General features: G+C 35.7%; 8 protein-coding genes. 3 read left to right on the plus strand and 5 right to left on the minus strand.

Annotation, left to right across the window (positions count from 1 at the left end; genetic code table 11):
- Nucleotides 1-112: 112 nt before the first annotated feature.
- Complete coding sequence (locus tag ACFELV_RS02595; RefSeq protein WP_375326629.1) at nucleotides 113-1,837, plus strand: hypothetical protein; 1,725 nt, start codon at nucleotides 113-115, stop codon at nucleotides 1,835-1,837.
- Between the two features lie 415 nt (nucleotides 1,838-2,252).
- Here ACFELV_RS02595 and xth read toward each other — a convergent pair whose 3' ends face one another.
- The 5 genes from xth to ACFELV_RS02625 all read right to left on the minus strand — a co-directional run bounded on the left by xth (nucleotide 2,253) and on the right by ACFELV_RS02625 (nucleotide 8,254).
- Nucleotides 2,253-3,050 carry an exodeoxyribonuclease III gene (xth, locus tag ACFELV_RS02605; protein WP_375326630.1) on the minus strand — a complete coding sequence of 266 codons (798 nt, stop codon included), beginning with the start codon at nucleotides 3,048-3,050 and terminating at the stop codon, nucleotides 2,253-2,255.
- Nucleotides 3,051-3,161: 111 nt separating this feature from the next.
- Nucleotides 3,162-4,697 carry a transporter substrate-binding domain-containing protein gene (locus ACFELV_RS02610; RefSeq protein WP_375326631.1) on the minus strand — a complete coding sequence of 512 codons (1,536 nt, stop codon included), beginning with the start codon at nucleotides 4,695-4,697 and terminating at the stop codon, nucleotides 3,162-3,164.
- A 677-nt stretch (nucleotides 4,698-5,374) separates the two neighbouring features.
- Nucleotides 5,375-6,724 carry an exodeoxyribonuclease VII large subunit gene (gene xseA / locus ACFELV_RS02615; protein ID WP_375326632.1) on the minus strand — a complete coding sequence of 450 codons (1,350 nt, stop codon included), beginning with the start codon at nucleotides 6,722-6,724 and terminating at the stop codon, nucleotides 5,375-5,377.
- A 79-nt stretch (nucleotides 6,725-6,803) separates the two neighbouring features.
- Nucleotides 6,804-7,172, minus strand: coding sequence for a hypothetical protein (locus ACFELV_RS02620; protein ID WP_375326633.1), 369 nt, complete (start codon nucleotides 7,170-7,172; stop codon nucleotides 6,804-6,806).
- Between the two features lie 2 nt (nucleotides 7,173-7,174).
- A complete protein-coding gene (locus ACFELV_RS02625; RefSeq protein WP_375326208.1) occupies nucleotides 7,175-8,254 on the minus strand; it encodes an IS4 family transposase in 1,080 nt (359 codons plus the stop codon).
- An 88-nt stretch (nucleotides 8,255-8,342) separates the two neighbouring features.
- Here ACFELV_RS02625 and ACFELV_RS02630 point away from each other — a divergent pair, with 88 nt between their 5' ends.
- Together ACFELV_RS02630 and ACFELV_RS02635 are read left to right on the plus strand one after the other, a co-directional pair.
- Nucleotides 8,343-11,435, plus strand: coding sequence for a hypothetical protein (locus ACFELV_RS02630; RefSeq protein WP_375326634.1), 3,093 nt, complete (start codon nucleotides 8,343-8,345; stop codon nucleotides 11,433-11,435).
- 210 nt (nucleotides 11,436-11,645) lie between these two features.
- Nucleotides 11,646-12,440: a GNAT family N-acetyltransferase gene (locus tag ACFELV_RS02635; RefSeq protein WP_375326635.1), complete on the plus strand. Its 795-nt coding sequence runs from the start codon at nucleotides 11,646-11,648 to the stop codon at nucleotides 12,438-12,440.
- The last annotated feature ends 51 nt before the right edge of the window (nucleotides 12,441-12,491 follow it).

Below are 12,491 nucleotides of genomic sequence, written 5' to 3' on the forward strand. Positions count from 1 at the left end.
ACCAGATGGAGACTATATCAAATCAGCCAAATTACTGGCATTAGAACATGCACAAGTATCATTATCTAATATCTCTAGTATTTTAAACGGATCAGGTGCTAAAGCGGTAGAGGTGTTTAAGGGATTATTTGAACAATTCTTTACTCAGCAAGCAGATGGACGCTATATCAAATCAACCAAATTACTGGCATTAGCACATGAACAAGTATCATTATCTAATATCTCTAATATTTTAAGCGGATCAGGTGCTAAAGCTCTTGAGGCTTTTGAGAGATTATTTGCACAATTCTTTATCCAGCAACCAGATGGACACTATATCAAATCAACCAAATTACTGGCATTAGCATATGAACAAGTATCATTATCCAGTATCTCTAGCATTTTAGGTGGATCAAATGTTAAAGCTGCTGAGGCTTTTGAGGGATTATTTGAGCAATTCTTTATCCAGCAACCAGATGGAGACTATATCAAATCAGCCAAATTACTGGCATTAGAACATGCACAAGTATCATTATCTAATATCTCTAGTATTTTAAACGGATCAGGTGCTAAAGCGGTAGAGGTGTTTAAGGGATTATTTGAACAATTCTTTACTCAGCAAGCAGATGGACGCTATATCAAATCAACCAAATTACTGGCATTAGCACATGAACAAGTATCATTATCTAGTATCTCTAGTATTTTAAGCGGAGCAGGTGTTAAAGCGGTAAAGGTATTTAAGGGATTATTTAAGCAATTCTTTACTCAGCAAGCAGATGGACACTATATCAAATCAGCCAAATTACTAGCATTAGCACATGAACAAGTATCATTATCTAATATTTCTAGTATTTTAAAGGGGACAGGTGCTAAAGCTGCCGAGGCTTTTGAGAGGTTATTTGCACAATTCTTTATCCAGCAACCAGATGGAGACTATATCAAATCAACCAAATTACTGGCATTAACACATGAACAAGTATCATTATCCAGTATCTTTAGTATTTTAAGCAAGGTAGGTGCTAAAGCTGCCGAGGTTTTTGAGAGATTATTTGAGCAATTATTTATCCAGCAGCCAGATGGAGACTATATCAAATCAGCCAAATTACTGGCATTAGCACATGAACAAGTATCATTATCCAGTATCTTTAGTATTTTAAACGGGGCAGGTGCTAAAGTGGTAGAGGTGTTTAAGGAATTATTTGAGCAATTCTTTACTCAGCAGCCAGCTGGAGACTATATCAAATCAGCCAAATTACTGGCATTAGCACATGAACAAGTATCATTATCCAGTATCTCTAGTATTTTAAGCGGATCAGGTGCTAAAGCTCTTGAGGCTTTTGAGGGATTATTTGAGCAATTATTTATCCAGCAATCAGATGGACACTATATCAAATCAGTAAAATTAATTACTATCCAAGCTGATATATCAATAATGAATAATGTATTTAGTATGTTACGTGATACTGGCGTTAAGGCTGCCCAAATATTTGATGAATTATTCAATGTGTTATTTATATCTAACCCATCGTATAATCCATATATACCTATTAATACAGGATATGTTTATTTTGATAATAATAGGCCAGTAAATAATCAATATATTACACCCGCGCAGGTGGATTTATTTAAGCTCTTCAGTATATTAAATCAAACAGGAATTAAATGGTTAATTAATAAGGAAACAAAAAAGATAACTGTCAATAATAATCCAAGTACTAGTTGCGCTGGAGGTGATTTATCAGCGCTTTCAGGTTTATCTGAAATATTAGGCTCTTCTGTATCTTTAGATTTATCTGAATTTTTGAGTGGATTGATACAAGGAACTGATATGGGACCGTCATGTCTGGACCTCCTGTAAAAGTGGATATGAGTTCGATTAGACTTCTTTCGAAACTCTACTGGCGATGGTAATTTAGACAATGAATCTAGGCTCAAATCCTCACATACATTTAAGTACGCTGCGGTTTGAAGCGAGGAGCCTCCTTCAAATTCCCTACCAGAAGCGAGCTCTAAAAGAAGTCTATTGGAGCAATCCGGTAGTTCTACTTTACCAGACTCTGATTTATCGGATTGTTAAAAAGATCATAAAGATCTCTATGGCTTTTTGTGGTAAGGAAGTGGCCATGCAGTATCAAATTGACTGCCTCTTTTTTATAGTCCTGTGCTTTTTAAGCAAGTGTTATGGAAGAAGCGATGAGGTGCCACTCAGATAAAAGATGGTGAAGAATACTATAACTCAACTCAATAACCGACCAATTTGTTTCAGCCTCCATTCACGACCTTGGTCGAAATTCAATCATTTTAGCGATCACTGGTATATGGTCAGAAGGTTTAATTTTACTACGCCAACTATTATGCATCTCGCAACTATCTAGGTAATCCGCAGCATTACTAGATGCAAGTATCATATCAATACGCATTCCCAGGTTTCGTTCAAAGCTTCCCGCTCGGTAGTCCCACCAAGAAAATTCTTGCTTATCAGGATGAGATAACCTATATAAATCCTCGAAACCAGAATTTAATATTTTTCTTAATTGTCGTTTTTCTGGGATAGTAAAACAGGTACTATCTTGTAAATTTGTAGCTGAATATACGTCTATATCAAAAGGTGCGATGTTAAAATCTCCGCCTATTATTAACTTAGATTCAAAAGATTTTTGCCGTTCCAAGTAATGGATTAAATCATCATAAAATTTTAATTTTGCGGTAAATTTATCACTACCTACAAAAGAACCATTCGGAGCATATAGCGACATAAAAGTACAAAGACCTATGGGGGTTTGTAATGAAATCTGTAGAGTTCTTGCCTGCCCAATATTTGTATAAGGAGGCAAGTCTTTTATTACTTCATTGGCAGGCAATTTTGATAAAATGGCTACCCCATTATAAGCCTTCTGACCATATACATAAAAATTATAAGGTAGATCTGATAATTCATCGAAAGGAAAATGCTCAGTTTCACATTTAATTTCCTGCAGTAACACTATATCGGGATCTATCTCTAGCAGCAAGTCCCGCAAATGTTGTAACCTTATCCTTACAGAATTAATATTCCACGTTACTACTTTCATTCTCAATTTTTATGAATTACCTATTTCAATATTGCCAAATATTAATCTTGATCTCTTACTATACTTGACGAGTCTTCTGGCTTCTCTACCTGAAAAGTTAAGTTGGGTAGATTATAATAAAATTAGCAGTCTACTAACAATAGCTCCTGCCATGACTGTAATCATAGAATATTTGATAGTATCATAGCTAGTGTGATAAGCGTAAATATCTAATAACATAATAAAGATTAAGCTCCACAATATTGAAATTTCAAAATTAATCTTGTGGGAAATGTAACCTTGGTTATTTTGGCCATAACTATTTACTAAATTTCGTATTGCTATGCCGGTAGTGGAAATAATAAAAGCAAAACATGGCGCCCAGAATTCTAATGGTTCAATTTTTTCTATAATGACTATAATTGCCCCAACAACCATAAAATATGCTTGCCCTACAGTATCGCAAATAATGAGAGTATTAGTTAATATTTTATTACCAAAATTATCTTCATATAAAGTAGTGTTATAGTAATTTAGCAACTTAAGAGTAGAAAAACCAGCCAGGACTGTAATAAATATAGGATAAAAATAAGTTGGCGTGAAAGTAAGGGGAGCATTATATACATGATTTATTGTAAAATCAAGTAAAACACTGCCAAATATAGAAGGTAAAGTTGCTAATATAAAAGTCAAAAAAAACGTAGCATTTTTCTGAGTTGCTAGAATAATGCCCGAAATAGCAAAGGCAATACTAGCTATGCAACCTACTATATAACCCCAAGTAGATCCAATAGATTTAGTTAGTAATACGCTATATAAGTTACGTTTAATTAATGCTTTATAATCATCGTTATTGATAGATTCTTTAATGGCCTTATTAAATCTTTCTACTAAATCTTTAGAAACAGTTTTTTGACTAAACATTAAATGTAACGGCACTTTAATACCCGTAGGTACTTCTTCTATTTGTTCGTTAGTATAACTTAGAATCAGTGCCAGGCCTGTAAGTTTATCGGTAATAAAACCATCAATTTCCTTACGTATTAGCGCATTAAATAACTCGGAATTACTTTCATATTTGATGATAATATCACTATTATTAGCATCATTTAAATAATTTGTTATTTTAATATCTCCATAAACAAAGCCTGTCATTATACCAAGGCGAAAATTTAGAGCACGGATTTGAGCTAAAAGTTCAGGAACAGTAGTAAAATTAACTTGTTTTTTGCTGGAGCTGAGGACAAATAATGAAATTTCTTCAACACGATAAGGAGTAGAAAAATTAGCAAATTCAGCCCTTTCATCAGTATAGGTTGCTCCTGCTACTATGTCACTTTTACCGTTTTGGATATTAGAGATTGATTTTATGCCGCTAGAGTTAATATATTGTATATTAACTCCTACCCTATTACTAATGGTATTAATTAATTCTATATCTAATCCAGCAATTCCATAATTACCATGCTTATTTATATAAGCGAACTGATAAGGATCAGCCATATACCAGTTTACAATTAATTTATTTTTATCAAATATTTCTTCTCGACATACAGAATATTGTTCTTGAATATCAACTAAATCATTGTTCCTTATGTTGGGGGAAGCCAAAGTAAGAAAACAGCGTAAAATAATAAAAATTGCGATGGCGATTTTAAGAAGCTGCATTTTATATTGTTCCTTACTTATTCTGATCTTCTAATTTATTGTACCATTTCCGAGAACTAAATTATCTCCGTTCGTCGTACTGCATGATCTTCTGCTCCTCACGTATACGTCTGTCACACTACTGGACAAAAATAGAAGATGGTTGAAAAAGTACAAAAATTGTTATCTGCTAAAGCTCGTTTTTAGCAATTATTATCTCAAAAATAACATTTTGTACTTAAAATAATATGTTTTTTTAACCATTTTCTATTTTTGTCCAGTAGTGTGATACGTCTGTACGCGCAGGTAGCCGACGCTTGTACTCCTAGTGCTAATTTAGTTCCCGGCAATGGTATTATATACCCTTTTGCTCCCCAGAATTGTTTTTTGACAATATCATGGACTCAGATATTCACGTATTAATATACTGCGTGCGCTCCTTCACAATTCATTTTCAAATCCAATTCTGGGGAGCATGCGAGTATAGTACAGAAATTCAAGTTAATTTATATTATACTTCTTTCCAAACTCTACTGGCGATGGTAATTTGGACAATGAATCTAGGCCCAAATCCTCACGTATATTTAAGTACGCTGCGGTTTGAAGCGAGGAGCCTCCTTCAAATTTCCTACCAGAAGCGAGCTCTAAAAGAAGTCTATTGAATTCAGTTAAATTAGAGAAGCACCCCCTAATTATTGTTAGTTATTACATCTTACCGCTATATTCCCATCAAAGAAGTGAATATTAAATTCTTGTATTTTATTTGCCTGAGCTTGTGAAGTAATAAAATGTCCCTCTTCTGATTTAATAACAGCAAAACCACGCTTCAATACATTTTTGTAGTCTAAACTGGTAAGTAGAGAGCTATTTAAATTTAATTGATAGCCATAATTTTGGATCTGCCGTTTAATAGACTGAAGCATATAATGAACTTGATGCCGTAACTCAAGGTTCTGATATTCAATTATTTTTATAGGACTTATCCTCTCAACATCCAATGCATTAAGGGTAGCACTTTTAAATTTGAGAAGATTGGGCAAAGAGTCCAGCAGGCGAAAACTTAGCTCATCCAGGAGTTGTTGATTGTACTCAATGTAATGATTGAAGCTTTTTGTAACATCAGTATTATAATTAATATTCTGCTGAGCATACCTAATCAATTGACTTGTACGACTTATTAATGCCTCATAATAAGAACTTACTGCATGTATTAAATTAGCTAGTACAGGTACAGCAAATTCTGCTGCAGCACTGGGGGTAGGTGCCCGCTTATCAGCTATTAAATCTATTAAAGTATGATCTATTTCATGCCCTACTGCTGAAATAAGAGGAATGGTTGAGTTAAATGCACTTCTTATTACTATTTCTTCATTAAAGGCCCATAAATCTTCGATAGACCCGCCGCCTCTTGCTATAATAATAACGCATGGACGCATATCAGGATTTAACTGATTAAATCCTTCAATGGCCTTAGCAATGTCAGATGCCGCATTCTCACCTTGAACTGCAACTGGCCATATAATCAGGTGAGAAGGGTAGCGATCTTTTATTCGATGGATAATGTCCTTTATTACCGCTCCTGTTAATGAAGTAATGACACCTATCTTATTAGGGAGGAAAGGCAATGGCTTTTTAGGCTTATCAAAAATCCCTTCTTTTGCTAATTTTGCTTGTCGCTCTTTTAAAATTTGCATAAAAGCGCCCAAACCTGCTTGCTGCAAGACTTCTACCGATAGCTGGTACCTGGAATTTCCAGCATATCCCGAAAGTTTACCTCTGGCTATTACTTCCATGCCATCTATTGGGATAAAATTAAGCTTTGCAAGCGCAGGGCGCCAACAAGTACAAGCTAAAATAGCAGTATTCTCTTTTAGATTAAAATATCCATGCCCTGACGTGGCTATTTTTAAACCAGAAATTTCTCCCTTGATCCTAATATAATTAAAATTATTTTCTAATAATTCCTTGATTCTAATCGAAATTTCACTTACTGAAAATTCTTGCTCTACTTTATCAATGACCGCAGGAATTAAATTATTTTCTATCATATATTATAAAGTGGTACATAGTAAAACAAGTCAGATTATCGTAGAATTATTTCATTTTGTCGATGGTTTTATGCTGATACTATAATAATTCTTTATCTTTAATTTTAGTCACAAGTTTTTCTACTTTTTGTTTAGCTTGAAATCGCGTTAAAAATTCATTAGTGATATATATCAGACTTACATCGAAATTCACGTGAGGCGCATCTAATATGATGGTACAGTCATTACTTGCAAATTTGGCCTCTTTATTAGTTACATTGAGGAAATGATTGCTTATAGGCTGATATTTTTCAGCAAGTAATTCATAAACTTCCTCAAATTTTTTATTATTAAACGTAAGAATTATTGCCTGGATGATATTATCATCATTGCATATTACTAATAGTTCTTTAACACCTTCTAATGCCACCCCTTTATTATTAATATAATAATTATCATAGTACCCCACACTTATTGTTGAAGTTGAAAGGCATGCATAATGTGTTTTCGTAGTAATGAAAACAACATAGCAGGGGTATCACTTAACGAGTTATAAAAATAATCTTTTATCCAATCAAATCCGTAAGTAAATAATGAGTATAATTTACGACCATGTTTTTTGATCTTTATAGGATAAATTTTGTTCTTAATGTCACCAGCAAGCACGCAAATAGCTAAGGATAAAGATACTATTGCAAATAGTTTTTCCAGCTTTTTTTGATCTGTAATGTGGGTATCTTCAATATTAAATCCAGATGACTTGAGAGACAGAAAAGGTCGCTCAATGCTCCACCTCTGCTTATATGCTAGCAAAGCACATTCACCAATAAGCACATTACTAGCAATAAATAGTTGCTCTCTTTCTAATTGCAAACAAGTTATTTTAATTGCCATACCATTGTAAATTTTGCTTTCTATAGTTTTAGTGTCACCCATTTGCATATCGGCAAAACATTTATTCAACTTCATCTTGCCACCGTTGAAATGCTTGACCTTCTCACTTTTTCTTAGCCTGATAGCAAAAGGTAATTTTTGGATTCCACCCATATATTGCAACCATTCCTCACCAACAAATTCCCGATCGGCAAGGATAAGCTCTATCATTTCCTTAGGTATAATTGTTAAAATTTGCTCAATCAATTTCTTTCTTTCATTAGTAGAAGAGTTGCCTTTTTTATCAAGTAACAACCATGCTATAGGAATTGAAATATTACCATAAACGATAGTTGCAACAAAAAAATTCAAATTTTTAATACCAAATTGCCAGCTGGTTCTATCTATGGCAAGGCTAATTTTACCTGTTAGACAGAGCAATTTAACAATAATTTTCCCTAAACTTATAAAGCACATATTTTGTTCTAAAAGCAAACGCTCAACTTTAACAATCTTGGCATGCAAATTGCCTTTAGAAGCGACATACAGTGCTAATTCTTTGATTCTCACAGTTTTAGCTTTTACTACTGCACAAATTAATTCTGCAAATGTTTTAATTCGTGCTGGGTGCCAATCTAAAAATATGTATAATATTTGGTATAGTGATTGAGAGTCCATTAATACCTCCTGTTGCTTGTTTCTCAGCGGAGATTAGTGACTCTCAGTCACTTATTCAATTTATTATTTTAACCCTCCTGTAAAATCTGTGGGGTACTATGATTTTAAATATGTTGATAAGAGTCCTTTTAATATTGAGACAGTGGGACATGAATCATTTCATGTGCTTGATTTTGCCAATGGCCATTGTGCCCTGACCGAGGAGGAACTCGATGCAAGAGCTGATCCGGTTGAGAAGGAGATACAACAATCATGGAACAAGCAATATGCGAGCGGAAGAGCAGGAAGCAACTCACAGAGTCCTGGCGCTAATTCGTATAATACTCAAAATCAGGATCAGTCTCAGCATCAATATCAGAGGGGCGGCATAGAATGTGGGGTGAAGCATCACTTAAAGTTGATTTGTGATGATACTGTGTCTCCGAGTCAAAGAGAACTTATAAAGCAAGTGCTTGATCTAACAGGAGATGTTTATAGTGGCCAGTATGGCGTTGGAAATCCAACCACATGTAGTGTTACAATAGATCCTACGTTAATATATAGAAAAAATACGCCAGGATTAACGAGCACAGCCTGTAATAGCGCTGGACACGTTACTAAATGCTTTATAGAACTCGCATATGTTAATGGAAATATTCAGGGAATTAAGATATTAGCGCATGAAAACACCCATGGATATGATGCTGGCAACGGGAGATGTGGGGGTTCTGACGCTGAAGGGGAGAAAAGTGCTACATGGGTTGAAAAACGTGTAATAGAATTATGGCCAAGTGTGCAATATGCGAGTGGGAGAGGAGGGGGTTACCCGCAGGCTTCTAGCACTAATTCATATAATACTCAAAATCAGGATCAGTCTCAGCATCAATATCAGAGGGGCGGCATAGAATGTGGGAATAAGCATAACTTAAAGTTGTTTTGTGATCATACTGTATCTCCAAGTCAAAGAGAACTTATGAAGCAAGTGCTTGATCTGACAGGAGATGTTTATAGTAGCCAGTATAGCGTTGGAAATCCAATCACATGTAGTGTTACAATAGATCCTACGTTAATATATATAGATCGGCTAGGAGACATGCTCCCATACTATGGTCCTACCGGACACCCTAATGCATGCCGATTAAGACTTGCAAGGTTTAATGGCAATATTCAGGACATTGCGGTAGCAGCACATGAAAACACCCATGCATATGATGCTAGCAACGGGAGAGAGGCAACGGAGCAAAATGCTAACTGGGTTGCAGGACGTGTAAAAAAATTATGGCAAAGCGGGCAATATTTGAGCGGGGGAGCAGGGGGTTACTCGCAAGATTCTGGCGCTAATGTGTATAATACTAAAAATCAGGGTCAATCTCAACATCAATCTAACCAACCTCCATGTCCGAATCAGCAATATCAATCTAACCAGCCTCCATGTCAAAAGCAGCAGCATCAATCTAATACTAAGTCTCCATCTCAGCATCAATCCCCTAATGGTGGTAACACAGAGGTTATTCTCCTGCATGATCCTTCTTCTGATAAATATAAAGAATATGAATGTCCTCAAGGTACAGTAAAGCTAGATCCTCCCGTACTTAACGTTGATTTTAATATCATTAGAGGTAATCCGCATTGTTCACCTTCTAACATAGGAGCACACCGATTAGCTAATAGGAAAATTAGTATTAAGCAGGATATTATTATTGTTAAGAGTAAAGAGGGTAGTGAAGATAAAGCTAGTGTGATTAAATATGATTTTCAAAACGATCTTCTCAGTATGTTCTTAGAGTCTGATTCAGGAAGTATTATACAATATATGTGTAATATATTACATGCTAAGTACTGGCCGCACTGCCCCCTTGGAAATTTTTACTATTCATCAATAACCAATCGTACCCCTGCTGCAGTAAAACTAGCAGCCAACGAGTTTTTAGTAAAGGTTATTAAGCAATATTGTAATAATCAAGGTGAGGTTCAATCGTCTGGGCATCGTCCTGCCGCCCCTAGCACTAATAAACCATATGATTATAATCCTGTCAGCACCCAGCAAGCTGGGCATGATCCTAGAACAGGAGGAGAGATTGAGCTAGATCCCGAAGTAGAAGGAGATATTGAGCTAGAAGATCTACCTCCTGAACATACCCCATCTACTCAACGCAGTCCATCAGAAACACAAACTGCTGGGCCAGTGCGTAAAGTAGAAAACAATGCGATGATATATGTACAAACTCAAGCACTGAACAAAAATCCAGATAAGCCTATATTTTCTCCTTCTGTTGCGACGGTATCTCAGGAGTATCTTATTTATGGAATAAAAGCAATACAAATAAAAGTAAATCTAGATAATAGCAGTGATACGACTCATTATCTTTGTCCAAAAAAACTATCGGAGTATTATTCCGACACATTTATTGCGGAATTACCACCTATAACTGAGGAAGTATTCAAAGAGTACATTTCTTCATGTTCAGTGGTTCAGCACATGGGTAGGATACTACCAAAAGGTTCGGTTGATCATTTGGAAAAACTACCTGACCCTCAGAAGTTAGTACAGCTACCTCCGCCGCAGTTAATGCGCAATTTCGCAGAAGGATTTATAGGTACAGACAGTAGTAACAAGTCGTCTATTAGTATAGAGCTAAAGGTAGCGATAGGTGTGGGGGTGGTAGGAGCTCTGCTGACAGGCGCGGGCTTTGCATGGTGTATAATGACATGCTATAAGAAGATTCATCCAAAACCACCAGCTCTGAACTACCCACCACCTGAGGATGGGCAGCATGGGGGCAATCAAAAGTCTGATCATGTCAAGAGGTCCCTAAAAAGTAAGCATACTATAATAAAGTTGGAAGAAAATAGTGAGAGTGAGGATGAAGATGACTCTGTCCATACAACGCATGCCGTGGCCAGTTCTCATCATGTAAAACCTGTTTCCGCCAACACCCCCCCGAAACAAGCTCTTCTGCCACTATACAAGTCTTCGAAACTCGATGCTACCAAAATAATGACGGCTCAACACCCCGATGCGAAATTTGAAAAGGTTCCGCCGCTTCTGCCTCTTAAAGACTATAAGCCATACAAACCAGTGTATCACCCCGATGATTATCCGGGGGCCCATTTTTCAAGTGTTCCGACGAAGGACGATTATACTGACTACTACGATGTTGAGGTACTGGCAAAGTACCCCTACCACTCAACGGAGTTGTAACGTAAACTATTAAACAAGATATCACTAAATAATTACCAATTCATGCATTATTTAGTGATTAGCTATAACATTGAATTGACAGCAAGAATGTGACGCTACCTTATTCCCCACCTAAAGGAATTTTATCGGAAGGTCCAAATTTATTACTAGTATTCTAATAGATTTTCTCTATAATATTCTGATTATTGGCAATTATTTGAAAGGGTTGATATGTCAAAAGCAGCTAACAATAAAGATTCATTATCTCCAATAGACGCATATTTAGATAAGTTTTCTAGACCAAAATTAACGTACGAAGATATCAGTGATTTACCAACAGGAAGGATAGCGTACATTGACACCGATAGATTTACTGCTAGGTCCCTATATTCTGAAAAAACGACTTATGATGAATATAGTACTGATATTCAACAACTTTATAAAGTGACTTTTAATGACCCTATAGTAATGCAAAAATTTGCTACAGGTAACACCAAAACTCAGGAACAATTTGAAAGTATGGTGAATTTACAATCCGTGCGCTGGGCACATGGCTACCCTTTTGCTGCATTTATCATAACTGATAACGATAAAGATCACGATGTAGTAGGATACGAGGTTATTGGCAATAGTGAGAATGTTCATACTGGCGAACTAGCTTATTTATTTAATAAAGCTTATCATAGAAGTGAAACTATCAAAGATGTAGGTTACGAGAATGTGGGTGCCTTATGCTTAGAATATGGACAAACTTTATTTAATGAAAAAAGATTAGTAAATCAGGTGTATAATCAAGACAATGAAAAATTTACTGGGGGTACTGTTTTTACCAAGTTAGAAGCAACTGTCAGAGATGATAATCCTGGATCTCAAAAAATACTAGAAAAAATCGGTGGCCGACATATAACGAATAGCTACAAATTTGAGCATAATAGGCTGGTGTTTGAGAAGTTATATGATAATGGGATAGTACAATTATATGATGACTCAACAATGGATGTGCTTGGAGCAATTGGGGGTAATTAATAGATTTCTTTTAGAGCTCGCTTCTGGTAGGGAATTTGAAGAAGGCTCTTC

The sequence above is a fragment of the Candidatus Tisiphia endosymbiont of Nemotelus uliginosus genome (assembly GCF_964264835.1).
GTDB lineage: Bacteria > Pseudomonadota > Alphaproteobacteria > Rickettsiales > Rickettsiaceae > Tisiphia.